The organism is Cuneatibacter caecimuris, assembly GCF_004216775.1.
Taxonomy (GTDB): domain Bacteria; phylum Bacillota; class Clostridia; order Lachnospirales; family Lachnospiraceae; genus Cuneatibacter; species Cuneatibacter caecimuris.
This window is the reverse complement of record NZ_SGXF01000003.1, coordinates 109,432-134,445: the sequence shown is the minus strand read 5'-3', so window position 1 is coordinate 134,445 and position 25,014 is coordinate 109,432. Positions and strand designations below refer to the sequence as shown.

General features: G+C 48.5%; 28 protein-coding genes and 1 tRNA gene. 11 read left to right on the top strand and 18 right to left on the bottom strand.

The annotated features are described in order from the left end of the window. Nucleotides 1-8 precede the first annotated feature (8 nt). Genes nth through EV209_RS08930 form a run of 4 tightly spaced genes read right to left on the bottom strand, consistent with a single transcriptional unit; the run spans nt 9 to nt 2,559 of the window. A complete protein-coding gene (gene nth, locus EV209_RS08945) occupies nt 9-698 on the bottom strand; it encodes an endonuclease III (RefSeq protein WP_330521002.1) in 690 nt (229 codons plus the stop codon). 3 nt (nt 699-701) lie between these two features. Continuing rightward, nucleotides 702-1,208: a transcription repressor NadR gene (locus EV209_RS08940; protein WP_130435119.1), complete on the bottom strand. Its 507-nt coding sequence runs from the start codon at nt 1,206-1,208 to the stop codon at nt 702-704. 20 nt (nt 1,209-1,228) lie between these two features. Next, nucleotides 1,229-1,579 (bottom strand): arsenate reductase family protein, encoded by a 351-nt coding sequence (locus EV209_RS08935; RefSeq protein ID WP_130435118.1) that lies wholly within the window; start codon nt 1,577-1,579, stop codon nt 1,229-1,231. Between the two features lie 20 nt (nt 1,580-1,599). Continuing rightward, on the bottom strand, nt 1,600-2,559 hold the full coding sequence (locus tag EV209_RS08930) for a tRNA dihydrouridine synthase (protein WP_130435117.1): 960 nt from the start codon (nt 2,557-2,559) through the stop codon (nt 1,600-1,602). A gap of 135 nt (nt 2,560-2,694) precedes the next feature. On the opposite strand from EV209_RS08930, the gene EV209_RS08925 reads away from it, so the two are divergent. After that, the gene (locus tag EV209_RS08925) at nt 2,695-3,078 is read left to right on the top strand and encodes a hypothetical protein (RefSeq protein ID WP_130435116.1); all 384 of its coding nucleotides are present in this window, start codon (nt 2,695-2,697) and stop codon (nt 3,076-3,078) included. A gap of 36 nt (nt 3,079-3,114) precedes the next feature. On the opposite strand, the gene EV209_RS08920 is transcribed toward EV209_RS08925, so the two are convergent. Continuing rightward, nucleotides 3,115-4,305 carry a winged helix DNA-binding domain-containing protein gene (locus EV209_RS08920; RefSeq protein ID WP_130435115.1) on the bottom strand — a complete coding sequence of 397 codons (1,191 nt, stop codon included), beginning with the start codon at nt 4,303-4,305 and terminating at the stop codon, nt 3,115-3,117. 188 nt (nt 4,306-4,493) lie between these two features. Between EV209_RS08920 and EV209_RS08915 the strand changes: the two genes are divergently transcribed. Then, nucleotides 4,494-4,895, top strand: coding sequence for a pyridoxamine 5'-phosphate oxidase family protein (locus EV209_RS08915; RefSeq protein ID WP_130435114.1), 402 nt, complete (start codon nt 4,494-4,496; stop codon nt 4,893-4,895). Between the two features lie 65 nt (nt 4,896-4,960). On the opposite strand, the gene EV209_RS08910 is transcribed toward EV209_RS08915, so the two are convergent. Next, entirely contained in the window at nt 4,961-5,770 is an 810-nt protein-coding gene (locus tag EV209_RS08910) for an alkaline phosphatase family protein (RefSeq protein WP_130435113.1), read from the bottom strand. 17 nt (nt 5,771-5,787) lie between these two features. Continuing rightward, a complete protein-coding gene (locus EV209_RS08905; protein WP_165388875.1) occupies nt 5,788-6,945 on the bottom strand; it encodes an aromatic amino acid transport family protein in 1,158 nt (385 codons plus the stop codon). A 186-nt stretch (nt 6,946-7,131) separates the two neighbouring features. Here EV209_RS08905 and EV209_RS08900 point away from each other — a divergent pair, with 186 nt between their 5' ends. Continuing rightward, on the top strand, nt 7,132-7,311 hold the full coding sequence (locus EV209_RS08900; protein ID WP_130435111.1) for a hypothetical protein: 180 nt from the start codon (nt 7,132-7,134) through the stop codon (nt 7,309-7,311). A gap of 21 nt (nt 7,312-7,332) precedes the next feature. Beyond that, a complete protein-coding gene (locus tag EV209_RS08895; RefSeq protein ID WP_130435110.1) occupies nt 7,333-7,500 on the top strand; it encodes a molecular chaperone GroEL in 168 nt (55 codons plus the stop codon). Between the two features lie 190 nt (nt 7,501-7,690). On the opposite strand, the gene EV209_RS08890 is transcribed toward EV209_RS08895, so the two are convergent. After that, nucleotides 7,691-8,632 carry an ArsR/SmtB family transcription factor gene (locus tag EV209_RS08890; protein WP_130435109.1) on the bottom strand — a complete coding sequence of 314 codons (942 nt, stop codon included), beginning with the start codon at nt 8,630-8,632 and terminating at the stop codon, nt 7,691-7,693. Nucleotides 8,633-8,794: 162 nt separating this feature from the next. On the opposite strand from EV209_RS08890, the gene EV209_RS08885 reads away from it, so the two are divergent. Then, nucleotides 8,795-10,546: a glycoside hydrolase family 2 protein gene (locus EV209_RS08885; protein WP_130435108.1), complete on the top strand. Its 1,752-nt coding sequence runs from the start codon at nt 8,795-8,797 to the stop codon at nt 10,544-10,546. A 90-nt stretch (nt 10,547-10,636) separates the two neighbouring features. Here the strand turns inward: EV209_RS08885 and EV209_RS08880 are convergent. The 4 genes from EV209_RS08880 to EV209_RS08865 form a co-directional block, all read right to left on the bottom strand. Continuing rightward, nucleotides 10,637-10,709, bottom strand: a tRNA-Ala gene (locus tag EV209_RS08880). 186 nt (nt 10,710-10,895) lie between these two features. Continuing rightward, nucleotides 10,896-11,918, bottom strand: a complete 1,023-nt coding sequence (locus EV209_RS08875) for an aldo/keto reductase (RefSeq protein ID WP_130435107.1) — start codon at nt 11,916-11,918, stop codon at nt 10,896-10,898. A gap of 50 nt (nt 11,919-11,968) precedes the next feature. Beyond that, nucleotides 11,969-12,442: a TspO/MBR family protein gene (locus tag EV209_RS08870; protein WP_130435106.1), complete on the bottom strand. Its 474-nt coding sequence runs from the start codon at nt 12,440-12,442 to the stop codon at nt 11,969-11,971. Between the two features lie 288 nt (nt 12,443-12,730). After that, on the bottom strand, nt 12,731-14,137 hold the full coding sequence (locus EV209_RS08865; protein ID WP_130435105.1) for a family 4 glycosyl hydrolase: 1,407 nt from the start codon (nt 14,135-14,137) through the stop codon (nt 12,731-12,733). Between the two features lie 150 nt (nt 14,138-14,287). Between EV209_RS08865 and EV209_RS08860 the strand changes: the two genes are divergently transcribed. Next, entirely contained in the window at nt 14,288-15,172 is an 885-nt protein-coding gene (locus EV209_RS08860) for a helix-turn-helix domain-containing protein (protein ID WP_130435104.1), read from the top strand. Between the two features lie 162 nt (nt 15,173-15,334). On the opposite strand, the gene EV209_RS08855 is transcribed toward EV209_RS08860, so the two are convergent. Both EV209_RS08855 and EV209_RS08850 read right to left on the bottom strand, forming a co-directional pair. Next, the gene (locus EV209_RS08855) at nt 15,335-15,667 is read right to left on the bottom strand and encodes a DUF1292 domain-containing protein (protein WP_130435103.1); all 333 of its coding nucleotides are present in this window, start codon (nt 15,665-15,667) and stop codon (nt 15,335-15,337) included. Then, the gene (locus tag EV209_RS08850) at nt 15,651-16,925 is read right to left on the bottom strand and encodes an AI-2E family transporter (protein ID WP_130435102.1); all 1,275 of its coding nucleotides are present in this window, start codon (nt 16,923-16,925) and stop codon (nt 15,651-15,653) included. Before EV209_RS08850 ends, EV209_RS08855 begins: the two co-directional genes overlap by 17 nt. A 150-nt stretch (nt 16,926-17,075) precedes the next feature. Here EV209_RS08850 and EV209_RS08845 point away from each other — a divergent pair, with 150 nt between their 5' ends. Both EV209_RS08845 and EV209_RS08840 read left to right on the top strand, forming a co-directional pair. Further along, entirely contained in the window at nt 17,076-18,599 is a 1,524-nt protein-coding gene (locus tag EV209_RS08845) for a putative polysaccharide biosynthesis protein (RefSeq protein ID WP_130435101.1), read from the top strand. A gap of 82 nt (nt 18,600-18,681) precedes the next feature. Beyond that, the gene (locus EV209_RS08840; protein WP_130435100.1) at nt 18,682-19,305 is read left to right on the top strand and encodes a superoxide dismutase; all 624 of its coding nucleotides are present in this window, start codon (nt 18,682-18,684) and stop codon (nt 19,303-19,305) included. An 87-nt stretch (nt 19,306-19,392) separates the two neighbouring features. Here the strand turns inward: EV209_RS08840 and EV209_RS08835 are convergent, their stop codons facing one another. Further along, the gene (locus EV209_RS08835; protein WP_130435099.1) at nt 19,393-20,433 is read right to left on the bottom strand and encodes an HAAS signaling domain-containing protein; all 1,041 of its coding nucleotides are present in this window, start codon (nt 20,431-20,433) and stop codon (nt 19,393-19,395) included. A gap of 4 nt (nt 20,434-20,437) precedes the next feature. After that, complete coding sequence (locus tag EV209_RS08830) at nt 20,438-20,776, bottom strand: PadR family transcriptional regulator (protein ID WP_130435098.1); 339 nt, start codon at nt 20,774-20,776, stop codon at nt 20,438-20,440. A 75-nt stretch (nt 20,777-20,851) separates the two neighbouring features. Between EV209_RS08830 and EV209_RS08825 the strand changes: the two genes are divergently transcribed. Beyond that, on the top strand, nt 20,852-21,184 hold the full coding sequence (locus EV209_RS08825; protein WP_243647559.1) for a hypothetical protein: 333 nt from the start codon (nt 20,852-20,854) through the stop codon (nt 21,182-21,184). A gap of 111 nt (nt 21,185-21,295) precedes the next feature. On the opposite strand, the gene EV209_RS08820 is transcribed toward EV209_RS08825, so the two are convergent. After that, nucleotides 21,296-21,571, bottom strand: coding sequence for a phage holin family protein (locus tag EV209_RS08820; protein WP_130435097.1), 276 nt, complete (start codon nt 21,569-21,571; stop codon nt 21,296-21,298). A gap of 92 nt (nt 21,572-21,663) precedes the next feature. After that, nucleotides 21,664-22,653 carry an aminopeptidase gene (locus tag EV209_RS08815; RefSeq protein ID WP_130435096.1) on the bottom strand — a complete coding sequence of 330 codons (990 nt, stop codon included), beginning with the start codon at nt 22,651-22,653 and terminating at the stop codon, nt 21,664-21,666. A gap of 560 nt (nt 22,654-23,213) precedes the next feature. Between EV209_RS08815 and EV209_RS08810 the strand changes: the two genes are divergently transcribed. Beyond that, nucleotides 23,214-23,888 carry a response regulator transcription factor gene (locus tag EV209_RS08810; RefSeq protein WP_130435095.1) on the top strand — a complete coding sequence of 225 codons (675 nt, stop codon included), beginning with the start codon at nt 23,214-23,216 and terminating at the stop codon, nt 23,886-23,888. Next, nucleotides 23,873-24,964, top strand: a complete 1,092-nt coding sequence (locus tag EV209_RS08805) for a sensor histidine kinase (RefSeq protein ID WP_130435094.1) — start codon at nt 23,873-23,875, stop codon at nt 24,962-24,964. The genes EV209_RS08810 and EV209_RS08805 overlap by 16 nt, the downstream gene beginning before the upstream one ends. The last annotated feature ends 50 nt before the right edge of the window (nt 24,965-25,014 follow it).

Sequence of the window (25,014 nt, the reverse complement as noted above, 5' to 3'; positions counted from 1 at the left end):
ATACCTCCTTAAAGCTGCTTTTCGCACCACTGCGCCAGCGGGCATTCTTCGCAGCGCGCTTTTCTCGCAGTACAGATCTCCCTTCCCAGATAGATCAGCTGAAAATTGATCCTGTTCCAGTGTTCCACAGGCAAGACCTTTTCCAGCTCCTTTTCCACCTGGACCGGATTTTTTCCGGATGCCCAGCCCAGCCTTCTGGAAATGCGGAATACATGGGTGTCCACGGTCACTCCCGGAATCCCGCAGCAGTCCGCCAGGAAAAGTGTGGCGGTTTTGCGGCCCACTCCCGCCAGCGTCAGAAGATCTTCTATATTTTCCGGAACCTTCCCTCCAAATTCTTCTGCAATCTGCCTGCAGCATTCCTTTATATTCCTGGCTTTGTTCTTATACAGCCCTACGGATTTAATATACCCTTCGATTTCTTCCAGCGCAGCCCCGGCCACTTGCGGCGCTTCCTGATATCGTCCAAACAGGGCCGGCAGCACTTCCTCCACCTGCTTATCCGTGCTCTGGGCGCTGAGCATGATTGCAACCAGAAGCTGCCATGGCTGGTGGTGCAAAAATCCCTGTTTTTCTGTGCCATATTTCCTGTCAAGCTCTTCCAGAACAGCAGTTACAGCGCTGCTCTCCCGTTTTTTATCCGGAATAGCCTGTCCCTCAGTCTGAGATCCCTGTTTTTCTTCCTTTGTATTTTTCACCTGTTACCTCGCCAAAAAGCCTCTCTTCTCCAGCTCTTCTTTCACAGAATCCAGCACAGCCTCAGAATCCGCCGAGACTGTATGATAATGAACGCCTGAAGTAATATTTTTCAGCGGACTGGATTTGCCGCTTTTAATCCCATCCACAAACTCCTGCACCTGCCGCCTTGACCGGACTTTCAGGTCCGCCCGGAGCCTGCCATATACCTCATGCTCTACAAACACATCCTCCACCGTCCCGCCGCAGTCCACAATCAAATTCAGTTCTTCCTGTATTTCATCGTCTGCGTGGCAGACGCAAAACACTTCAGACACTGCGCTTTTTCCGCTGCAGACATATCCCCGGTTGGTGGAAAGTATCTGGTGGCAGGATGCCCGCAGCAAAGCAATATCCTGCACAATCACCTGCCGGCTGACGCCGAATTCTTCCGCCAGCGCCGCGCCTGATACCGGGCTGCCGGATGTTTTCAGATATTTCAGAACTTCCTCTCTGCGTTCTTCCCCGCTCATCCCTGTTCTTCCTTTCCCTTTTATTTCACTTTTTCCGCCCATTGTTCTTCGCAAAAGCCCACCAGTACGGAATCCTCCAGAATCAGCAGCGGCCGCTTCACCAGCATCCCGTCGGAGGCAAGAAGCTCCAGCTGTTCTTTAACTGTCATTCCCGGCAGCTTCTCCTTCAGACCCAGCTCTTTATAGATCTTCCCGCTGGTATTGAAAAATTTCTTCAGCGGCAGGCCGCTCATTTTCTGCCACCTCTGTAATTCCTCCACTGTCGGATTCTGCTCCGCAATATTTCTGTCTTCAAAGTCCTGCTGCTTCTCCCGAAGCCATTTCACCGCTTTCCGGCAGGTACTGCATTTTGGATATTCTATTATAAGCATTTATATTCCTCCCTGATTCTTTATGACGGCTGAAAGCCGGCGCCCTCAGCCAGCTCCATCCCTCTTAAAATTTCTTCCGCAGCTGCTTTATAATCCTTTACGTAAGATGTTTTTCTCACTTTTTTCAACACTTTTGCCGGTTCTGTGAACATCCAGGCCATATAATTCCACAGCTCCTTCATTTTAAACAGCACCGGCCTGTCCCCGCTCATCAGCCTGACATATTCCGCCAGCAGGCGGTCATGAAAGCTTCTTAGCTCATCTTTTTGCAGCTTGTCTCCGCCCCGGATCTCCCGCACCAGAGCAGGGTTTGCCAGGACGCCGCGGCCCAGCATCAGCCGTCCCGTTTCCGGAAACGCCTCCGAAAAGGCCTGATAATCAGCCAGTGTAAAGATATCCCCATTGTAGCAGACCGGGCAGCTGCAGCTGTCCTGGGCTTTCAAAAAAGAAGACAGGTCCGGCGTATTCCCGTAAAAATCCTTCTGCACCCTGGGATGGATAATCAGTTCGGCAAGAGGATATTGATTGAATATTTCCAGCAGCCCTTCAAATTCTTCCGGGGACTCTTTTCCCAGGCGCGTTTTTATGGAAACCCTGACTTTAGCGCCGGAAAAAATATCATCCAGAAACCGGTCCAGCTTTTCCGGATATGCCAGAAGGCCTGACCCTTTCTGTTTTGCAACCACGGTCCCGGAAGGGCAGCCCAGATTAAGATTCACTTCCCCGTATCCCATCTTTCTCAGTTCCTCAGCCGCCCACAGGAAATAATCCGCGCGGTTTGCCAGTATCTGAGGCACTGTTTCCATCTGCTGATTGTGTTCCGGCAGGACGTCATTCAGCTCTTTGGATTGAAAACTGTAATTCTGATTTGGCGATAGAAAAGGGGTAAAACACCGGTCAGCCCCTCCAAACATATCACCCCATATATTCCGGTATACATATCCGGTAATCCCCTCCAGCGGGGCAAGGTACAATTTCATCTTTTTCTCCCTTATCTGTCTTATCCTTTTATTATACCGGAAAGATGGAAAGTGGGCAAGCCCGCTGATTCTTTGTTGTAAAATTCCCTGTTCATGATATACTATAACCAAAATCATTTAGCAAAGGAGACCACAATGAAAGTAAACGGACTTCTGAAGGTAACAGGAATCCTCTATATCCTCAACGGCGCTCTGGGCATTGTCTCCCTGCTGGCCGGTCTTGCCTTCGGCGGGATTCTCGGGGCTGCGGCCGGGGATGTATCGGCCGGCGTTGGATTGATGATTCTGCTGATGATTTCTACAATTATCTCCATCCTGTTGTCCTTTTTGGCCGGGATAAACGGAGTACGGGGAAGAAATCTGAAGCTTTGTCTGGCCATGGGAATCGTTCTTCTGATCCTGGGGGCCTTTTCCCTGATTGTAAATGCCGCGTCCCGCGACAGCATCACAGCCTCTATGATCAGCATGATTATCAGCATTCTCTATATCTTCGGCGTGGCCAGGCAGCGGGCAGCCTGAGGCTGCCCGGCTCCGGCGCTGTATATAATGCTTCCATCAGGCCTCTATGGTACATTCTTTCAGAACCAGCTTCCGGAAAGCACCATATTCAGCAGCTAAATTCTTAAGAACCTTCTGCTCCTCCCCGCTGAACTGCTCAAACAACGTCATAGAAATATATAATTTCCCGTTCTGCGCCCTGGCTTTCCATATTCCGGCCCCACGTCCGCCTTTTAAAATCACACCTGGATTGGCAGCATATCTCCATACTGCCTTTTGCAGGCCTGGATCTTCCAAAATTACTGTTTTATCTTTCATATCCAGATATGGGTCATGCGCTCCTAATAAAAGCAGCCTTTCTCCGGTAAGTACTGAATGCTCCAGTTCCCCGGCGTCACAAGCCAGCATATAGCATACTCTTCCCATAACATTCAGCCGCACCATTTCCTCTTCTATTGTACTCCACAGACGGCGGGCCTGCGCAGGTGAGCACCCCAGCCATTCTCCAAAATGATTTACAGTCGCAGGGCCATAACAGTGCAAAAATTTTCGAACCAGTTCTTTTTCCGCACTCTCTCTTTTTTCAGGCACAAGGCCGGTCCAGTTTCGAAAAGACGTAAAAACTGGGCTTATTCCCTGCCGTTCCCCGAACACAACCAGAGAATCAAAAGAACAGGGCCTGAGAAGAAACGATACCGCCGCGCCGCCTACCGTCTGCCTGTCTGGCCGGCCATACATAGACGGCGCATTCCACAGAACCTGTTTTTCAGCAGGCAGTTCTTTCCACACGATCCCGGCCAGCACCTGGTCCAGTGTTTCCTTGCTCTTCACGGTATGACAGTCCAGATAGCCCACCGCTTTTCTCATAAGATCATAGACCTGTTCAAAAGACATCCCCAGAAAATCCAGCGCCGCTGCGATTCCCGACGTATAAATCCAGGGCTGTTCCCCCTCCCGGGCCATCAGCGCAGTGAGAAATACATCGCTTTCCGATGTGGGGAAAACCACCGGCGCGCCCCGAAAGCTCCACGCCTGCAGCAGGCTTTTTTCTTTGTATAAAATATCCTGCAATTCCAGGAGAGAGCAGCCGTACGCCCGGTTAAACAAAGCAGTTTCCCAGGCTCCCGGAGGCGAATTCTGAAGGCCGCAGGCTCCCGCCTCCTCCCACAGCCCAGAAGGCGGAACTTTTTCATCCAGATGGTGGGCATGAAGCCGGTAAGCGCGGATCTTTTCTGCATCCTTTATCATCTCTTCTCCTCCCTGCTGCTTCTCTTTTTGCCGGTAATCTATGCAGCTATTTTAGCTTGTCACTCCAAGGTAACTATAGCACTTTATTGTGCCTGCTTTACAGGGGAATCTTTTATATTTATTATAGAATTACAGGCTGATGCCTGACAAGCCTGAAATTCGTTTTAATGTATAAGGAGGAACACATCATGAAGGAAGTCACTGCTTTTTTGAAAGAGAATCCAGTACAATATCTGGCTACAGCCGGGAGAGACGGGAAACCGAAGTGCAGGCCGTTCATGTTTTCCACAGAAAAGGACGGTAAATTATGGTTCTGTACAAACAGCCAAAAAGATGTATATGCTGATATGCAGAATAATCCCTGGATTGAGATCTGTGTTTCCAGCCCCTCTTTTGCCTGGCTCCGTCTCAGCGGCAGAGCTGTTTTTGTGGACAATATGGAAGTAAAGCAGGTCTGTATGGAGAATCCGATTGTAAAGCAGCAGTACCACACTGCTGACAATCCAATATTTGAAGTTTTCTATATTTCAGACGGAAGGGCGGTCATTGCTGATTTTTCAGGAAATCCTCCGGCTGAATATCTTCTTTAAAAAACACCCGTCTCACTGACTTTTATCCGAACAGCGAAGCGGTCAGTGAGACGGCATGGCATATTTTATTTCTTTCTGGCCAAAAAGCTGTAAAAATGCATTATATTCATATCACAGGGCTCGTTTATTCCGTGGTCTCCCAAAAGCAAAAACTTCCTGTGGCAGCCATGGTCAGGAGCAAAAGCCAGCACCGTGTTGTGCTGCGCCCAACTGGCTGAAATTTCGTCATAAATGCTGTTGAAGGCGGCTATGTTTTTCTTCAGCGCGTGGATGGAAGGAAGCCCTTCCGGCCCGAACCGGTGAATACAGTAGTCGTAATTCCCATTATAGAGCACAATCATATCATGCCGGTCCTCCCGGATCAGTTCCAGCGCCTTTTGGTTACATTCTTCTTTTTTCGGATAGATATAGTAGTCCACCGGCCTTTCCAAAAAAATTTCGGAGATGCTGTCTCCTGCTGTGGATACAATCGCAATTTTCTTCCCGGCGGCAGCCAGTTCATCAAACACTGTCCTGGCCCGCAGCACAGGCTTTGTATATTCCCGAATTCCGTGCTGTTCCGGCTGCATCCCGCTGTACATGGACGCAAAGCAAACCGGCGTTACAGGAGGAAAGACAGACAGCATTTTCAGCGCCAGGCTGCACCGTTCTTCCAGCGGCACAAACAGCTTTCTGTGCTTTTCATAAAACCACATGGCAATGGCGTCTGGATTATACATAAAAATACGGCTGCATCTCTCTCCCCCAAACGCCTGCCCCGCCTTTTTCAGCACTGCATCCAGAGGCGCTTCCGCACCCTGGTGGGGCAAGGCTCCCAGCAGCAGTTCTGCGGTGGCCGCCGTACCCGTAATACAGGTCTTATTGAACTTGCCCATCTTTCTCCACCTCTTTCTCAACTGATCTTCAAAAGCGCGCCGACCGTAGCCGCAAGGGAACCGGCCACCACCAGAATCTGCAAAGGCAGGCCCCCCAGCCGGCCGCAGATCGGGCTGAAGCCCTCCCGTTTTCTGGCCCGGTGATACGCAACGATCACACCGATTCCCGTCAGGACCTGCACAATGCTCGCCAGCCTGACAAATCCAACAAAACTGGTGATTCCCATCAGCGCAATCAGAAGACAGGGAAAAGAAGACAGCGCCCAGCCTGCCCGGGTTCCCCACCGCGTCTGTTCGCAGACCACATCCCGGAGGTTCAGCGTATTGGCCCAGAAAGATGTGGCCAGCGCCAGCAGGGAAAACACATATCCCACTATGCTGACCCATCCTCCCAGCTCTTTGGAGAGATCAACCAGGGCCCCGTTTTCAGAAATATTATTTCCCGCTCCCAGCAGCGTGGTAACAGTGATCACCAGAATCAGCAGCAAATTAATTCCTGTTCCCGCAGCAATGGCCCCCTTGATTCTGCGCGGGTCCCCGTCCAGCCCTTTCACCACCTGGGGGACTGACATCACTGCGGAAAGGGAAAAGGAAACCATGCTGTACAGCGCCAGCACGTTGCCCATAGAAACAAACTGCAGTCGAAAATCCTGTATTTTTCCGGTCAGCGTGGCAACCAAAAGAATCACCATCACCAGCGCCATGGAGCCTACCGCAAATTTTTCACAGATCCCCACCAGCTTCATGCCTGCGAACACAACCGCGGCGGCAGCCATATAAAACAAAACCATTCCCAGCCATTCCGGTATTCCCAGCCAGGAAACCAGCACCGCTGATGCCCCGGTGATAAACCCGCTGACATTCACTAATACGGAAAACCCCAGCAGGGCAAAGGCCCCCCAGGTCAGTATTTTTTTCAGCCGTCCCACAAACAGCTCGTTTTCAAAACATTTTATAAACTGCGCGCCCCCATTATGGTAAGACAGCTCTGCAATCATAAAATGGAGGAGCAGATTGATTCCATATACCGCAGCCACCACCCAGATCAGGTCAAACCAGCTGTTTCTGGAAGCCAGATAGGGAACAGATAATATTCCTGAACCCACCCCATGCCCCACAATCAGGCTGGTAGCTTCCCCAAATGTCAGTTTCGCCTCACTCTTCATTCCGCCCATGTCTTTCTCCTTCATCCCGCCGCGGCGCAGCCATCCGCAGCAAGTCTCTTTGTTAAATTTATTCTATTATAATTTCACAGGAATCTCAAGCTAATTTCTGTCCAAGAATTTTTTCCTGAAAAATATTTGCCGGACCTGCGCATATTTTAAATTTAATAAACCATACTAAATTTTGAGGTGATAAAAATGATTGATAATGAAGAATTACCTATAGGTTTTACGATGGAGCTGGCCATGCATTCTGATGTTTTAAACCGTTTCGCACAGTTGTCCGAGAGTGAAAGAGAAACAATCATCGAAGGGGCTCGCCAGGTATCCAGCCATGATGAAATGAAGAACTATGTAGAAACTATGTTTGCAAAATAAGAATTTTTATGAGGTGGTCCTATGGCGTCTTATGTATCCCCCCAGGTTCGGGAAAAATTTGAAACATTATCTGTTGATTTAAAAAACTGTATCCTTGAACGCAACGTCCGCATTGAAACCATGGTAGATCTGGTCCGGGTTCTCAATGACATTGTCTCAGAATCCAGTTCTGCCATCAACAAAAACTAAAATGGATTTTCTTTTATACAGCGAAACTGCGTCTTGACATTTCTAATTGATACGTTATAATTTAAATTGTTTCAGACAAATTATCTAAAATCAGGCTGCCAGCTCTAAATACTCCTTGGCAGCCTGATTTTAATTTTGTTCGCAGTTAAAACTTTGGAATTTCTTTATGTATAAAGACCAGGAAAAAAGATTAAAAGTAAACTACCTTCATCACTATACCCTGATGATAATCTCCAAACCCCCTTCCAAATAAATTCAATCCGCCTGCATGGCGGTTTTTCTCGTCCACCCGCAAGGTAAAAAAGAAATGGTATCCCTGTTCCAGGCCCAGATCGTCCAGCCCGGTATCTGATAAGCGCTGTTCACCCATATAACAGCCATCCCTTGTAAGGATAATCTTTTTATATTCTCCATACTGCGTATTGGAATCGCTCCACCAGGCCGGATTATAAATCCCCCTCCTGCCCCCGTGATCTCCTTTTGTCGTAATGGTACAGATAAAACGGCGGTTCAGTTCCAGAGTAATGTCCGAAGGCCAGTCTTCATTATATCCCGGCGCCTCCGAGCAGATCTCAAAAGTAAATTCCACCTGCTTAACCGGAGCCTGCTGTAATGTATAATTAGAAAACTGGTATTCCAGATAGCCTCTGGTAAACCAGATCATGGCAGCCTCAGTCCGCCTGGCAGAATAAAATCCATATGGACTGTCTTCGTAATGCAGATAAGAGTCCGCCGATGCCAGACCGCAGGGCGGGGTTACTTCACAGGATGAATAATGGCCCACAGGCATCTCTGTGTAAGCAGGCGGAACTGTCTGGGGCTGATTCCTGTGCGCAAAAAAATCCAGCTGCAGCGTAGCCGCAGTGATGCCGCACAGTTTCTGAGTCCCATGCGCCCCCGGCCGCGGCACAACAGAGATCAGCCCGGCTTCCTGCAGCACCTTGACATGCAGACACATGGATGACAGAGGCAGGTAACAGACAGCCGCCAGTTCACTGATGCTCATCGCATGATCAGTCAAAAGAGCCAGCACCTGAAGGCGGGTTTCATTTCCCAGAGCCCTGCAGATCCTGGAAGTCTCCGGAATGTCCTGTAAAGTCAGCTGAAAGGGCTGTTTCATTATCTGATCCATGGCATATTTTCTCCTCTATAGAAATACTGCTCTTTTTATAACATATATTATGTACTAAAGCAAGGAAATTCCATAATTTTTGCGATCCAAACCCTTTATGATTGACTTTACTTCCGCTTTTACTATAATAAATATAATAGTAAAAAACGGAGGTAAAAAATCATGCTTGAAACCTATGTGCCCAGACCGGACTTTGCCCGCGTCAATTGGGCCAGCCTGAACGGAACCTGGCAGTTTGCTTTTGATGAAGAACGAAATCTGCCGGAGCAGCAATGGCTGAAGAAAACATTTCCCAGAGAGATTCTGGTGCCTTTTGCATACCAGTGCCCTAAAAGCGGTATTGACGCCAGCGATATGCATGATACCGTCTGGTATCGCAGAATCTTCTCATTGCCGGAACTGATGCGCGGAAAAAGAGTCTGGCTGAAATTTGGAGCCGTAGATTACCATGCAGACGTGTGGTGCAACGGCGTTCACCTGGGCAGCCATACAGGCGGTTATACCCCGTTCCAGTTTGAACTGACTGAACTTCTGGCAGAGACCAACGAGATCATTGTTAAAGCCACTGACCGCGCGGATACTGCCCAGCCCAGAGGCAAGCAGTACTGGAAGCAGCAGCCGGACCGATGCTGGTATGTACAGAACACCGGGATCTGGCAGAATGTATGGCTGGAAGCTACAGAAGGAAGCCCCATTAATCAGATTAAGCTTACCCCTGACATTGATAAAAATACTGTGGAAGCAATCGTAACAGCAGAGGAATTCTGCCCGGGAGACGAGCTGGCTTTCTCCGTTTTCTATCAGGGAAAACTGGTGAAGCAGGTTACAGCCTCCGCAGACTGGTACCGGACCAGGGTTCTCATCGCCCTGCAGCCCGATGATTTCATAGATGAAATCCACTACTGGACGCCTGAGCACCCCAATCTTTACAATATGCAGGTGCGTCTGCTGCGCGGCGGCGCAGTACAGGATACTGTTGATACATATTTCGGCATGCGCAAAATCAGCATTGACCAGGGGAGAATCCTGTTGAACAATGCTCCTTATTATCTGAAAATGGTTCTGGATCAGGGCTACTGGAAAGAGACCGGTCTCACCGCCCCGGATGACGACGCCCTGCGCTATGACGTGGAGATTGCCAAAGCCTGCGGATTTAACGGCGCCAGAAAACACCAGAAAATCGAAGATCCCAGATACTATTACTGGGCGGACAAACTGGGGCTGCTGGTTTGGGGCGAAGTTCCCAGCGCTTATGAATACTGCGACCAGGAAATCATCAATATTTCCAGAGAGTTTCAGGACTTTATGGTCAGAGACTACAATCATCCCTGCCTGATCGCCTGGGTTCCACTCAATGAATCCTGGGGCGTGCGTAAAATTTTGAATGACCCCTGCCAGCAGCATTTTGGAGAGAGCCTGTACCACATGGCCAAAGCCATGGACCCCACCCGCCTGGTGAGCACCAATGATGGCTGGGAAAATATCAGAACAGATATCGCTTCTATCCACGACTACCATATGAAAGGCCGGGAGCTTACGGAGAAATACACCCCTGGGGCCCTGCAGAATCCGGAGGCGGTCTTCCCGGGCGGCAGACGCCTGTATGCCATGAATGTGCCCCACAGGCCGGAAGAAAGCGCCTTTATGGTGACAGAATATGGCGGCATTGCCCTTGCCACAGATACCGGGGGAGAAAACTGGGGATATGGAGAGGCGGAACAGGGCGCGGACGCGCTGATTGAACGGTACCGTGACGTTACCACTGCTATCATGAATATTCCGCAGATCTGCGGGTTCTGTTACACTCAGCTTACGGATGTGTACCAGGAAGTGAACGGGCTGCTGGATATGGATCACCGGCCCAAGTTTGATTGCGGTAGAATTAGGGAAATCAATGATTTGCGGATTGTCTGATTAATGTGAAAGATAGCTTATACAAATCAAAACCCCAGTAAAATCAAGGCCTTGAATAGAGCCTTTGACTTTACCGGGGTTTCTGAGATATGGAGCATACGGGATTCGAACCCGTGACCTCCACACTGCCAGTGTGGCGCGCTCCCAGCTGCGCTAATGCCCCTTGTGGTTCACACGATGCTTATTATAAATTAAAATTCTGATTCTGTCAACTGTTCTCTTTATTTTTTTGCGGTCCCTCTCCGCCGTTTACTGCCATTTGGGAAGGAGCGCCGCAAAGCTGCGGCCGGTAACAAGATTTCTCTAAGCTTTACCGGGCCCGCAGCCTGCACCGCGATCCAAAATCATCCTACAGGGGTTTGCCCGCCAGCACCTCCATATAGTCCTTATAATTTTCTTCCAACAGCCGGGGCGTATCCAGGCCGTAAGGACATTTAGACGCGCAGGCATTGCAGTGCAGGCAGTTTTCAATTTTCTTCATCTTCTCCTGCGCTTCAGGCGTCAGCTGGGCCGCTGAGGGCGACCGGCGCAGCAGCAGGCTCATGCGGGCGCAGTTATTAATTTCTATTCCAACCGGACAGGGCATGCAATATCCGCAGCCGCGGCAGAAATTGCCGGACAGTTCATTCCGGTCCCGTTCAATCAGTTCTTTCAGTTCCCCGCGCAATGCGGGAGGCTCTTTCATGTAACTTAAGAATTCCCTCAGCTCTGTTTCCTTCTGAATCCCCCAAATCGGCAGAACTCCGGGAAACTGGTCCAGATAAGCATATGCGGCTGCGGAGTTCGTGATCAGGCCGCCGGACAGCGCTTTCATGGCAATAAAGCCCATTCCCGCTTCTTCGCAGGCTTTCACCACCTGCAGGTCTTTATCCGTCGCCAGATAGCAAAACGGAAACTGAAGCGTTTCATACAGGCCGGATTCTACAGCCTCCATCGCCACATTCAGCCTGTGATTGGTGATCCCGATGTGACGGATTTTGCCCTGATTTTTGGCCTCCTGCATTGCCTCGTACAGCCCTGTGCCGTCCCCGGGCCTGGGACAGAACGGCGGATTGTGGAACTGATAGATATCGATGTAATCCGTGCGCAGAAGCTTCAGGCTGGTCTCCAGGTCCTTCCAGAATTCCTCCGGGCTTTTTGCCGCTGTTTTCGTAGCGATAAACAGAGTTTCACGTATCCCTTCAAAGGCTTCTCCCACCTTTTGTTCACTGTCAGTATAAGCTCTGGCAGTGTCAAAGAAACGGATTCCGCCGTCATAAGCCATTCGCAGCAGGCGCACGCCCTCCTCCTGACTCACACGTTGTACTGGCAGCGCGCCAAAACCATTTTTGTCCACCGTGATCCCGGTTTTTCCAAGTGTCACCTTGCTCATTCTCTCATCCTCCTTTGTATCATTTCAGCAGCCCGGTTTCCCGGACTTTACTAATTCATCAGATAAACGCCAAAACTCAGCACCGCGGCAAAGATTCCCCACAGCAGGTATGGGATTTGCAGATATGCCGCTGTCTTTGATACCTTATAAAACGATAAAATCATCCAAAGCACCGCCGCATCCAAAGCCAGCGCCCATAAAAATCCCAGAAAATACTGCTGCATACCGAAAAACAAAAAGCTCCACGCCAAATTCAGCGCAAGCTGCACCACGAAAGGCACAAGGGTCTTTGCAGGGGACTCCCCCTGGCTTTCCGCCTTGCAGCTCACCAGCCAGCCAGATATCCCCATTAAAATATACAGTATGGTCCATACCACCGGAAACACCCAGTCGGGAGGCGTAAAGGCAGGTTTTTGAAAGGTATCAAATCCTCCGGCCATCAGGCTTGACAGCCAGCCCGACAGCATCCCCAGCACCACAGGCACAGCAATCCATATCCACAGCTTTGACTTACAGGTTTTCATTCTTCCGCCCTCTTTCTTCTGATCCCTATATTTATATCGGAATCAGGCGGAAACATGCCAGGCATTTACTCCGTACTTTCATTATTAAATATTTTAAACCTAAAAATCCCGTCACACAACACTTATTTTTATATTCTTTTTTAATAAAAAGGTCTGCCTGAGATTTTTGCGGTGCATGAATCCCCCCTCAGATGGTTTTGTTGCATGGGAAAACGCAGTTTCCTATGTAATAAAACAGCGCCGCCTCCAAAAAGAAGGCAGCGCCCAAAATTCAAATCAAAAACTAAATCAAACCAGTTCCGCCCATTTTTTCGGCAGATAGGCCAGCGTATTGCGGATCATATCCTTCAGCAGCGCATGCCCTTCTTCCTCTGTGATGCGGCCTCTTACCAGCGGATCATTCATAAATGCCTCAAAGGCCAGATCGTAATTGCAGTCCAGCGCGGCTTTCAGAATCAGTTCATGGTTCTGCACATGAGGAGCCACCAGGGTCAGAACCTGATCCGGGATCTCCCCTGCCACGATGGGCTTGATGGAATCCCTGGAGAACACTGCGTTTGTCTCCACTACAGCGCACTCAGGCATATTTGTGATCTGCCGGTCTGTATTAGGGATATTCACATTGCTGACAACCCGGGTCAGTCCGCACAGAGCCTTGATCAGCAGGATTCCTTCCTCGCCGGAGGGCTTCATCTCCACTTCTTCCTCCCCGCTCACCAGCCTTGCGCTTTTATCCAGGCGCTTCTGCAGGTCTTTCTTTCTGTAATCTACCGTTGTCAGGCCAAATTTCCAGGAAGACACGGTCTCAGGATCTCTCAGATATGTATTTCCGGGCATGAACTCTGCCAGGTGGCGGTCGCCCGCGGCGGCGATCAGGCCGTATTTCTTAAACAGGTCAAATTTCACGCGGTTTGCACAGTTGAAGCTGGAATTCATCCAGTTGCGGTCCGCTTCTTCATACCCCTCTTCGAAATGTCCGTCAATGAACTTTTCATACACAGGGAACAGATCGATTCCCTTGTAGGAAGCGCTGTCAAACCAGGTAAAGTGGTTGATGCCCAGTACGTTTACCAGGATTTCCGCGCGGTCAACATCCTCCAGGCCCATCTCCTGTTCCACAATGCCCTTCAGGACCTTCTGCGTCCCAAACACTTCATGGCAGCAGCCGAATGCCTTGATCTCAGGGAACACATGATACAGCGTCTTCACGCACAGAGTCATGGGGTTGGTGTAGTTGATCACCCAGGCTTCCGGAGCATATTCTTTTACTGCTTCCGCGATTTCAACAAACATGGGAATGGTGCGCAGTGCGCGGATCAGGCCGCCGGGGCCGGCGGTATCGCCTACGGACTGGTAAATCCCGTGGCGTTCCGGCAGGTGCACGTCGCTCTGCATCTCGTCAAAGGTGCCGGGCAGGATGGAAATCACCACAAAATCCACTCCGGTCAAAGCGTCTTTCAGACTGGAGGACACTTCATAATTCCATTTTCCCACTGCCTCAGGCCTTGCGCTCAGTCTGTTGCCGATTATCTCATTGTGTTTTGCCGCTTCCTGGTCAATGTCATACAGGCGGATCGTACCGCCCAGAGCCGGTTCCATGGACAGGTCGGTCATGAATGTCCATGCCCAGCCTCTGGAACCCCCTCCGATATAAGCAATGTTCAGATCAGTAATTTTGTTGTCTGCGTACTTCATCCTTATCCCTCTTTCTTTCTGCTGAAAATTATGCACGCCTTCTGTGCTTTTCTACTGGACATTATACTAGAATATAGTATAATAATCTTATGATATTTTGCCTTATTTTATCCAAATTCAAACAATATTGCACTTTTTCAGGAGGAGCGTATGAGGCAGTTGGTTTATGAGGCAGGAGTGGACGGGCTCATACTGGACCGATGCGTGCGGGACTATGAATTCAACATGCACACCAGACATTTTCACCGCCACTACGAAATTTACTATCTCTCCGAAGGGGAACGTTTTTATTTCATCGACAAGCAGACGTATCTGGTTAAAAAAGGTTCCCTAGTTTTTATTGACCGCAATCAGATTCACCGGACCGGGGCGGTTGCCGGCGGTCAGTCATACCATGACCGCATACTGGTCTCTCTGGACGGGGATAAATTCACCCCTTATCTGACGCTGTCAGGTTTTCAGCTGGAGCGGTTCTTTTCCCGGAATTACGGGGTTTTAGAGCTAAGCCCTGAAGACAGCGCTTATGTGGAACAGCTTTTAGACAGCATTGCTGATGAAATTCTGCAGGAAGCCTCCGGCTATGAATTCCTGGCGCGCAGCCGCATGCTGGAGCTCCTGATCTTTGCCAGCCGCCGTATGAGCTGCCAGCCTGCCGCCGCCAAACGGGAAGCCGTTCAAACTGCAAGGCACCGCAAGGTAGACGAAGTGGCCGGCTATATCGCCGCCCACTATAACAGCCAGGAATCCCTGGATGCTCTTGCCCGGCGATTTTTCGTGAGCAAGTGTTATCTCAGCCGGATTTTTAAAGAGGTTACAGGATTTACAGTCAACGAATATATCAGCATCCACCGGATCAAACAGGCCCAGGTGCTGCTTGCCTCCACAGATTATAATATAACAGAAATTGCAGAAATGCTGGGTTATGAAAGCATAACCTATTTTGAAAAGGTGTTTAAACGGTATACAGAGACCTCTCCGCTGAAATACAGGAAACGTCAGCAGGCCCTTGCCCAGACGCCCTCCGGACAAGTGTAAATTTGCTTACGCTGCAATGTAGTTCCCCAAAGGGATTTGCTGCACAGGGAATGAAGTTTCCCATACGGCAATAAAAGGCATGCGCAGAAAACCTTAACTGTCTTCTGCGCATGCCTTTCTATCTGGCAGCATCGCCGGCTGCCTGGCGTCAGGCCAGGGATCTCACTCTTCTTCCTGATTGTCTTCTTCCTCACCGACAATTTCATCATATTCTTCCGCATCCAGCAGCTCGTCAAACGCATCGGATACGATCTCATATTCTTCATCGTCTTCGATATTCTGCAGATCCGGATTGCCCTCCGCATCTTCTGAATAACGGTAAAGGTATACTTCCCCCTCATCAGCCTCCGCGCCTTCCATGGGAAGCAGAGCAATATAATCTTTTCCTCCCGCCGGGAAAATCGTCAGCACAATACATTCCAGCTCAGAACCATCATCCAGCGTAAGAGTCACTGTCATTTCCTGTTCCATCTCTTCATTATTCTGTCCGCTCATCAGCTGTCTCCTCCTTCTCCTGTTCTGTTTCTACCATAACAGAATCCACTGCAAATTGCAAGCCATTCTTATCCGTCACTTTCTGATTCACCCAGCCTCTGAACAGTGTATACAGCACAGAGCTCAGCGGAATAAACAGCAGCATTCCTGAAATTCCCATCAGATTCCCGCCCAGGGTTACCGCCACCAGCACCCATATGGAAGGCAGCCCTACAGAATTTCCGACCACATGGGGATAAACCAGATTTTCTTCCAGCTGCTGCAGCACAAAAAACATGATCAAAAATGCCAGCATCTGAATTGGGCTCACCATCAAAATCAGGAAACACGCCACCACACATCCGATAAAAGCGCCCAATATAGGAATCAGCGCGGTGAATCCAATCAATACGCTGATCAGCATGGCATAAGGCATCCGGAATATTGTCATGGTCACAAAGAACATCATTCCCAGGATAAATGCTTCCAGACACTGCCCGGTCAGAAAACTGGCAAAAATCTTGTGGGACATCCTGCCCACTTCCAGGGTTTTTTCCACTGCCCGATCAGGCAGGAAGGCTCTCAGCACTTTCGTTGCCTGGCGGCCCAGCTTTTCCTTCTGCAGCAAAATATAGCAGGCAAACGTCACCCCGATCATGAAATTCACCGCTCCGCTGAAAATTGACACAGCCATTCCCACGGTGGAATCCAGCACTCCGCCTGCGCCGTTTTTCAGGAAATCCCAGACTGTATTGAACATCTGCGTCCAGTTTACCTCAATCGCAGAAATTTTCTCTACGACTTCAGGATATTTGCGGAACATTTCTTCCGCCCATTCCTGCACATTTTCCAGAAAGGCCGGGATTTTATCCGTTAAAGATACAATTGTACTCGTCAGTTCCGGTATTACGATCAGAGAAATCAAAAGCACCGCTCCCAGCACCAGCAGAATGGTCACCACCAGGCTCACAGGCCTGGCCAGACGGCATGCCAGCCGCACGCCTCTGCCGCTTTTCACACTCTCCTGCTCATCCGGTTTTACAACAATATAAGGCTGCCGTCCGGCTTGTCTCAGCACCCTGCCAAAAAGCAGTTTTTCCACAAACCGCATGGGCACGTTAAGCACATAAGCCACCCCCACTCCGATAATAAATGGAATGATCAGCTCCAGCCCCCAAACCACTGCATTCATCACCACATCGATATGATTTACTCCCAAATAGAGCAGAATAGCCAGTATAATCAATTTGCGTATTTTTTTATAAGTTTCCTGGTTCATCCATAACCTCCTCTGATCCGGCTCGTATAATCTCTGACAGCAGTATCAGTATACCATATTTCCCGTTTTCCCGCACCCCTTAGATCGCAGTTTTATGGATTATTTCTCAGGACACGGAATAGATTGTAGAAATCAGACAAAGGAGTTTTTATGAAATCCAAACTCTTACGCAATCCGTTTATTTCAGGCACCTTGATTTTGACTGTCACCGGGCTGGCAGGCCGCCTGGTGGGCTTTTTCTACAGGATATTTCTGTCCCGCACGATCGGTGAAGAAGGGATGGGCATTTACCAGCTGATCTTCCCTGTTTTCGGACTGTTCTGCGCGCTTTGCTGCGGCTGCTTTGAAACTGCCATTTCCCGTTTCGTAGCCGCCCAGACCTCTGCCAGGCGGCAATCCCGTTTTTTCGGGGCAGGGCTCTTCCTTTCCCTGGTCTTTTCTTCCTGCGCCGCGCTGCTGGTCTGGCTATTGGCAAAGCCGATCGCCGTATACATATTGCTGGAAGAACGCTGTACGCCCCTATTGCAGCTGATTGCTCTGGCCCTGCCATTTTCAGGCCTGCACGCCTGCATCAACGGATATTATTATGGGCTGAAGAAGGCCACCCAGCCCGCTTTGTCCCAATTTTTGGAACAAGCAGTGCGGGTCGCCTCTGTGTTTCTGATCTGGCAGGTATCCGTCTCCCGGGGCGGAACCCTCACTCCTTCCGGGGCGATTACAGGAACTCTGCTGGGCGAAGTGGCCTCAGTCCTTTTTCTGGCCGGTTCCCTCTGTTTTCATCGGACCGGCGGCAGCCTGTCCGGCGCCGCCGCTGACGGCTCTGATACTTTCCGCCGGTCCTGCGGGCTCATTATGGCCATGGCGCTTCCCCTGATGGCGAACCGTCTTTGCATCAGCCTGCTTCAAAGTGCGGAAGCGATCATGATCCCCAGCCGGCTTCGGCTCTACGGCCTGGATTCACAGGCCGCTCTGTCCCTTTACGGAGTTCTTACAGGCATGAGCATGCCATTTATCCTGTTCCCGTCCACGCTCACGAATTCTGCCGCGGTCATGCTGCTGCCCGCTGTCGCACAGGCACAGGCAGATGGTTCTGAAGGGCGAATCACGAATTCCATCCGGAAAAGCGTCCACCTGTGCCTTCTTCTGGGCATCCTATGCACCGGGATTTTCCTGCTTTTCGGGGATGAAATGGGGCAGATAGTATTTCAGAGCGCCACTGCCGGAAATTTTATTACAATCCTGGCCTGGCTCTGCCCTTTTCTGTACCTGGGCACCACCTTAGGCAGCATCCTCAACGGCCTTGGCATGACGGGGATTACTTTTACCAACAATCTGGTCTGCCTGCTGATCCAGCTGGCTTTTGTGGTATTCCTGGTTCCCAGATTCGGCATCCTGGCCTGTCTGTGGGGGATGCTGGCTGGTGAACTGGTGCTGGCCGGGCTGCATCTGAAGGCCCTGCGCAAACCCTATCCTTTTGTATTTTCACCGGCGAAGAGCATCCTCATTCCTGCCGCTGTCATCGCCATAGGCGGCGGAGGCGGAAAAGCCTTAGAATACATAGGCCTCCACTATACAAACCTTCCGAAAATTCTGTGGCTCATCGCCGGCTGCGGTTTCGCCTGCCTCTTCTATCTGGCCTGTTTGTTTTTGCCCCTACGCCGGGAGAGCAAGTAATTTCATATGGGAAATGTTTATTACTTATTTTTTTCCATATACTATAAAGGTCAACAATTTTATTCACAGAAAGGAAGCACACATGAGCCATCATTACCCATTTGAACTGCAGCCCCTTCCCTATCCCTATGACGCCCTGGAACCTCATATTGATATGGAAACCCTGCATTTTCATCATGACAAACATCTGAAAACTTATGTAGACAATCTGAACAAAGCCCTGGAGCCCTATGGAGAATACCACAGCCGCAGCCTGGAAGAACTGCTCACACATTATAAGGACCTGCCGGATGAACTGCAGCCCGCAGTAAAGAACAACGGCGGCGGCGTATATAACCACCAGCTGTATTTCAGCCTTCTGACGCCCGAAAAGACCGAACCCTCCGGACGTCTGGCAGAAGAGCTGGACCGTACTTTTGGCGGATTCGAGGAGTTCCAGCAGCAATTTTCCGAAATGGCAATGAAAGTCTTCGGCTCCGGCTATACCTGGCTGGTCAAAGACGAGCGTGACCGGCTGGCAATCGTCTCCTATCCCAACCAGGATACGCCTCTGCCTCACGGCTTGAAGCCTGTGCTGCTGATCGACGTCTGGGAACATGCCTATTATTTAAAAAACCAGAACCGCAGAGCTGATTATATCAGAAACTGGTTTCAGGTGCTCAACTGGGATCAGGCTGCTAAAAATTATGAGCTGGGGCTGGAATAACCGTCCTCCCCTGTTCATAAAAACCCCGCAGAATGGACTGCTGCCTGCGCCGTACAGGCGTTTTCCGAGCTCCATTCCGCGGGGTTTTTACCTTTTTATTCCGTATCGCAGTGTTTTATATATGGTGACGCCAGTTTCCAGCAGGGCAATTCCGCAGATAACTGCCAATAATATATTAGTCATGATATCAGTATTCCAATACAGCAGAATATCTCCTTTGGAAGCCGGTGCTTTCTCTAAGTGCTCCGTCAGGTCCGAAATGAAATTTGGATTCCAGAAGGGAAATACTTTCAAAGCAATGGCCGCCAGGAAAATCTGCAGGGCATTGGTAATAATATTGCTGACCATCACTGTCCTGCAGTAGCAGCCTGTCACCAGCCGAAGCATCTCATCTGCAAATCCTGCAAACAGCCCCAGAAGCAACAGGGGAAGAATCACATTCCAGGAAGACAGATTCAGCAGCGGAATCGTCTTGATCCCGTCTCCTTCTTTAAAAACCGCTCCAAAATACTGAGGGGCAAAAATCAGCAGAGATGCAAACAGCACAATGAAGATAACGCTCACCAGGCTTTCTCCCCGGCTGATCACCGCCTTTTTATCAGGCACTGGGGGAAGGACTTTAGGAGTCCAGGTTTTTTCCGGTGCTTCCGTCTGTCTCAGATGATCTACTTTCCATTCTTTTTCATTTTTAAAATCCAAGATTATTTTCTTTCGTTCCATCACTGCAAAAACCAGTGTTACGCACCCAAAAGCCCCGGTCCCGGAAATGAGCAGATTTGCAAGGGTATCCGCAAAAATACCGAATATATGATTCCCTTCTAAAAATCCTTTTACAACAGATGTGAGCAGGATAGAAGCTGCCGCACAGGCCAGCACGATCTTCAGCACCCACAGATAATTATCATAGTATTCCGAGCCGATCAGATGTCTGGAATCATCTCTGTATTTTTGGGCAAATTCTGCGGGGTCCCCAAGCTTCGTGAGAACCTGTTCCATTGTTTCTGTATCCGCCATATCTCCAATCAGCTCTTCCAATTCCAGGCCCACGTCCCCTCTCTGGTCCCTGGGAAGTCTGCGCACCACCTCATAGATGTATCTCCTCATCAGCTCTCTGTCTTTATCATCCATCCGTTCATCCCTCCTCCAATAATCTTTCCATGCCAGAAGCCATTTCCCGCCACTGCTTTTTTAATTCTCCATAGATTCTGTCCCCATGAGGCGTCCTCTGGTAGTATTTCCTGGGTTTGGATTCCCCCATCTCCCATTCGCTCCGCAGCAGCCCCTGCTTCTCCAGACGGCGTAAAAGCGGATAAAGGGTATTAGGATCAATCGCTATCCCCTGCTTCTCCAGGCTCTGCACCAGAGCGTATCCATATTTCGGTTGTCCCATCTGACTGAGCACGCTGAGAATCAATGTGCCGCGGCGCAGTTCCTGGATCAGCCCGGTTAATAAATCTTTTTCTTCACCCAAAATACCACCTCCTGTGTTTATTATACTGTGCATCATACACTATTGTCAATAATAAAATATTTTATATTTTAAATCTTGAAAAAAATCCCGCAAGCAGAAGCGACGTTCCACAGTTGGGGCCTATGTGGGCGGGCTATACGGCGACGCCGCGGATATGAGATATACGTTGGAAAACTGGATAATACAGAAATAGATTTTATTGCCACCAAGCAGGAAAATAAGCTATATATTCAGGCTGCTCAGGAGATTGGCGCTCCTGAAACGGAGAAATGCAAATACGGCAGACTTCTTGATATTCGAGATAACTATCCCAAATATATATTACGAGCAGACGCATTTGCGGGCGGTAATTATGAAGGAATCAAGACCATGCACATTGCAGATTTCCTGCTGAGTGATGAATATTAAAAAAGAGATAATATTTTAGTATTTTAACATTTTGACAAATAAATCTTATATTGTAAAAAATGTTCCCCGGGTCAGAACGGCCTGGGGAACATCCCTCTCATTTCGCTTATATCATTTCTGTTCTTCCTGTTTGGTTTTCATCTGTTTGTACATCTGATGTACGCCTGTAGCCGCGAACCCAGATACAATTCCAATTGCAATGCTGTCCAAGATATCGCTGGAAGGCCATCCAGGCATTGTGTACAGCCCTATAGCCCCCAGGATAGCGCCCAGCAGCCCGCAGATTCCGGGCAGCCATTTTTTATCCAGCGGCGTTGCTTTGACCAGCTGGGCCGCCAGGTAACAAATTACAGTCACTCCTGCCACGCCAGTTATCCCAAACTCCATTTGTCTCCTCCCTTCAATCCTCTTTCTATCAGTGTATGTCCCATTTCAGAGCACTGTGACAGAAAGGGGCCGGAGAAGCAAAGTTTATGTATCTATTGCAAAATCTGCCCTGTTCCCACAAAATCCAGATGGACCGGAGCTTCATTGGTTCCGCCAAACATAGTGTTATTTCCTATGGCAATGTGAAATGTGCCTGCCATCTTCTCATCCAGCACTGTGTATCCGCATAAATCCGTAACATTTGGATTCATTCCCACACCGAACTCGCAAATCACTTTGCTTTGAGGAGATAATTCATTCAGGAAACAGTTGACCTGCTCATGATTGCTGCTGATAATCTGTCCGTTCTCCACACTAAGCTGTACCTTGTTGAAAGCCCCGCAGTCCTCAATATACAGTCTTTCAAAGTAAATACTGCCCTGCGTCTGATTTTCTATCGGGGCAATATATACCTCTCCGCAGGGAAGATCTCCGTCTCCTGCGTCAATATGCCATTCCCTTCCACTTAGATCAAAATTCAGGCTGCAGTTCTCACCTGTGTGCAACGTCAGGCTGTCACTTTGGCTAAGCTCCTGACATTTCGCTTTACATTCCGCTAAAACAGACGGATAATCCACATCATATGCTTTTGTCATGCGGGAAATATAATCCCGGGCTTCCAACCCTGACTCCCCGGCGTTTGCCTCAGTAGGCACCCTGATCTGTGTAAACCGCCGGCATTTCATCAGCGCTTGAAAAAGCTGGCTCATATATTTCCGGTAAATCTCGAATTTTTCCGCCTTAATCTCACTGCCCAGCACAACCGGCTGATATGTGAATACATCCAGAACCGCGTCAAAATGGGACAGCATATCAAAGTACTTCTGATCAAAGCAGGTATCCTGCGCTCTCAAAAACAGCTCTCTGTTCTTCGTCCTGGACTGCTGCAGAAATGCCGGCGACGCCCCTGCCTCTGCTGCAGCTTCCATAAAGAGGTCAGCGATCCACCTGTCTGAATCTTCTCCCCAGAAATGGATCAGAATGAGTTCTCCAGGAGCCGCTCCACTAGCCTTTACAATTTTTGTTACTATTTCTTGATTCATGATTAGTCACCTCCTGGAACAATTATATATATACGACATTAAAATGTCAATATTTATTTTATTATTATCTAATTAAATATTATGTATTTTCTAGTGCGTGCATGAAAATAAATCCCTTCGCCTTCGGTATTTCGTACAAGCTACATATTTCCTTATACCACAGTGCAATCCCCCAGGGGTTTTGTTTCATAGGGAACGAAGTTTCCTATGAACAAAAAGCAGCAATACATTGATGAAAAAACAGGTATCAGTTACACTTTGCAAGGCGATTATTATTTGCCTGACCTTATCTTGCAGATATTGTGAATGTGGAACTGCTTTGTTAGAAATTGGCAACAGGCAGCAGAGAGTTTTCTCCGCCGTTTTTCCATATGCCCCTTGCTTATTTACAATTCGTTTATTGTTATTATTCGGTTAAGCGATTATAATATATCCATCCGTAAATCAGGGAAGTTTAATATGTTTGAATACATGACGGTGCAGGAAACGGAATACTTAACATTCAGTAAACATTCCGCTTGCTATACTGTTTATGATTACCAATAGAATGGAGAAAATATATGCGATTGCTTATCATTGAAGATAATAAAGAGCTGGCTGATTCTATGAGAGCAGGACTTGAAAAGGCAGGCTTTCAAGCAGATGTTTCCTATATGGGAAACGAGGGCGAGGAGCTTGCTTTTATCAATAACTATGACGCCATACTTCTTGACCTGAATCTGCCGGACAAGGACGGCATTGATATTTTAAAATTCCTACGCTCACAACACATCGAAACGCCTGTTATTATCATTACCGCAAGGGATGAAATCGAAGATCGTGCATTGGGTTTAGACTTAGGTGCGGACGATTATCTGACAAAACCGTTTCAGCTTTTGGAACTAAGAGCACGAGTACAGGCTGTTATCCGCAGATTTTATGGGAGGACAAACCCTTTCATAGAAATCGGAGGTCTGACAATCCACCCTGCTTCCAGAAAGGCGCTCTGGAATGGAAAAGAAATTGCTCTTGCCGCAAAGGAATTTGATATTTTGGAGTATATCGCTGAAAAACATCCTGCCGTCGTACCCAGCGAAGAAATCGTTGAACATGTATATAATGAAGACTTTGATCCGTTCTCAACAGTTCTGCGGGTTCATTTAAGCAAACTGCGAAAAAAACTGGAGAATGCGTGCGGAAAAAATATCCTCGTTACTACCCGGGGGAAGGGGTACTCGCTATGCACAGAAGACTAAAAAACAATGCAAAAATTGGTATCATTATTTTCTTTTTTTCTATCTTAATTACAGCTGTATTTGCAGGGACAATGTTATGGTTTGGAACGCAGGTAAGCCAAATGCAGCACAATCTTGGCTCAGGCGTGTATATCCTATCCTCTACAGAGTATGCGGAGGCGGTCAGTAACCGCGGAGCCTTGCAGATGAAGGCGGAAAGTCTAATGGGAAGCGGACGATATCAGACGGCGCTTTTTAAACATTTGCTAATAAGACTGATACCTGCTTCCATTATTTTTTTAATTGTACTTTTTGTTTTGTCCGTATTGCTTTGGCAGCTTTTAAAACGGCTGCACTACAACAGAACGGTTAAAATTGCTGAACAGCTTCTTAATTCTGTAGAAGAACCCATTTTTACAAGTGAACCCATTTTAGCGGAAACATATGAAAAATTAAAAGAAAAACTTGAAAACCGGTTAGAGGATTTTAAAAGGTTAAGCGCTTATTTAACCCACGAACAAAAAAATGAGGTAGCCATTTTAAGAACACAAATGGAACTTTCGGGAAATATCGATGGTTTGGAGAAATTAGATAATATTACAAATGGAATTGATGATATCCTCACGCTAAGCGAAAATATAGATACTGCGCCGCAAGCAGTAGTGGATGTTACAGTGATTTGCGCCGAGGTATTTGACAGTTACAGAAAGGCTGCCCCAAATCTCACCTTTGATTTTAACGAGGATGATGGTACAGAAATTCTAGCAAAAAGCCGCTGGGTCTACCGTGCAGTTGCAAACTTGTTAGATAATGCTGTGAAATATGGTGAGGATAAGCCGATTTTTTTATCTGTGAAAGCAAAAAACGGCAGCGTGATTGTTATGGTGAAAGACAACGGAATTGGAATCAGAGAGGATAAACAGGAAATGATTTTTGGAAACCGATACCGTATCAATGAATTAAATAGGGACGGATACGGGATTGGGTTATCCCTTGTTTCGCATGTATGCGATTTGTGCGGTGGATTTATTACGGTAGACAGCGAACCGGGAAAAGGTTCTGTATTTTATCTGTCTTTTCCTCAAAAGCCGTTTTGAGTTAGCATTCACTTAACATTACATTTGTTATACTGAATACAACAAACGGC

Bases quoted from the DNA above. Each gene is read 5' to 3' on its own strand.
- EV209_RS08895 (WP_130435110.1), top strand. From the start codon at position 7,333: ATGGCGTCTTATGTATCCCCCCAGGTTCGGGAAAAATTTGAAACATTA.
- EV209_RS08870 (WP_130435106.1), bottom strand. From the start codon at position 12,442: ATGAAAACCTGTAAGTCAAAGCTGTGGATATGGATTGCTGTGCCTGTG.
- EV209_RS08850 (WP_130435102.1), bottom strand. From the start codon at position 16,925: ATGAACCAGGAAACTTATAAAAAAATACGCAAATTGATTATACTGGCT.
- EV209_RS08910 (WP_130435113.1), bottom strand. From the start codon at position 5,770: ATGGGCAAGTTCAATAAGACCTGTATTACGGGTACGGCGGCCACCGCA.
- EV209_RS08810 (WP_130435095.1), top strand. From the start codon at position 23,214: ATGCGATTGCTTATCATTGAAGATAATAAAGAGCTGGCTGATTCTATG.
- EV209_RS08840 (WP_130435100.1), top strand. From the start codon at position 18,682: ATGAGCCATCATTACCCATTTGAACTGCAGCCCCTTCCCTATCCCTAT.
- EV209_RS08845 (WP_130435101.1), top strand. From the start codon at position 17,076: ATGAAATCCAAACTCTTACGCAATCCGTTTATTTCAGGCACCTTGATT.
- EV209_RS08905 (WP_165388875.1), bottom strand. From the start codon at position 6,945: ATGGGCGGAATGAAGAGTGAGGCGAAACTGACATTTGGGGAAGCTACC.
- EV209_RS08835 (WP_130435099.1), bottom strand. From the start codon at position 20,433: ATGGATGATAAAGACAGAGAGCTGATGAGGAGATACATCTATGAGGTG.
- EV209_RS08935 (WP_130435118.1), bottom strand. From the start codon at position 1,579: ATGCTTATAATAGAATATCCAAAATGCAGTACCTGCCGGAAAGCGGTG.
- EV209_RS08885 (WP_130435108.1), top strand. From the start codon at position 8,795: ATGCTTGAAACCTATGTGCCCAGACCGGACTTTGCCCGCGTCAATTGG.
- EV209_RS08860 (WP_130435104.1), top strand. From the start codon at position 14,288: ATGAGGCAGTTGGTTTATGAGGCAGGAGTGGACGGGCTCATACTGGAC.
- EV209_RS08940 (WP_130435119.1), bottom strand. From the start codon at position 1,208: ATGAGCGGGGAAGAACGCAGAGAGGAAGTTCTGAAATATCTGAAAACA.
- EV209_RS08925 (WP_130435116.1), top strand. From the start codon at position 2,695: ATGAAAGTAAACGGACTTCTGAAGGTAACAGGAATCCTCTATATCCTC.
- EV209_RS08920 (WP_130435115.1), bottom strand. From the start codon at position 4,305: ATGATAAAGGATGCAGAAAAGATCCGCGCTTACCGGCTTCATGCCCAC.
- EV209_RS08815 (WP_130435096.1), bottom strand. From the start codon at position 22,653: ATGAATCAAGAAATAGTAACAAAAATTGTAAAGGCTAGTGGAGCGGCT.
- EV209_RS08900 (WP_130435111.1), top strand. From the start codon at position 7,132: ATGATTGATAATGAAGAATTACCTATAGGTTTTACGATGGAGCTGGCC.
- EV209_RS08855 (WP_130435103.1), bottom strand. From the start codon at position 15,667: ATGAGCGGACAGAATAATGAAGAGATGGAACAGGAAATGACAGTGACT.
- EV209_RS08820 (WP_130435097.1), bottom strand. From the start codon at position 21,571: ATGGAGTTTGGGATAACTGGCGTGGCAGGAGTGACTGTAATTTGTTAC.
- EV209_RS08915 (WP_130435114.1), top strand. From the start codon at position 4,494: ATGAAGGAAGTCACTGCTTTTTTGAAAGAGAATCCAGTACAATATCTG.
- EV209_RS08865 (WP_130435105.1), bottom strand. From the start codon at position 14,137: ATGAAGTACGCAGACAACAAAATTACTGATCTGAACATTGCTTATATC.
- EV209_RS08890 (WP_130435109.1), bottom strand. From the start codon at position 8,632: ATGGATCAGATAATGAAACAGCCCTTTCAGCTGACTTTACAGGACATT.
- EV209_RS08805 (WP_130435094.1), top strand. From the start codon at position 23,873: ATGCACAGAAGACTAAAAAACAATGCAAAAATTGGTATCATTATTTTC.
- EV209_RS08875 (WP_130435107.1), bottom strand. From the start codon at position 11,918: ATGAGCAAGGTGACACTTGGAAAAACCGGGATCACGGTGGACAAAAAT.
- EV209_RS08930 (WP_130435117.1), bottom strand. From the start codon at position 2,559: ATGAAATTGTACCTTGCCCCGCTGGAGGGGATTACCGGATATGTATAC.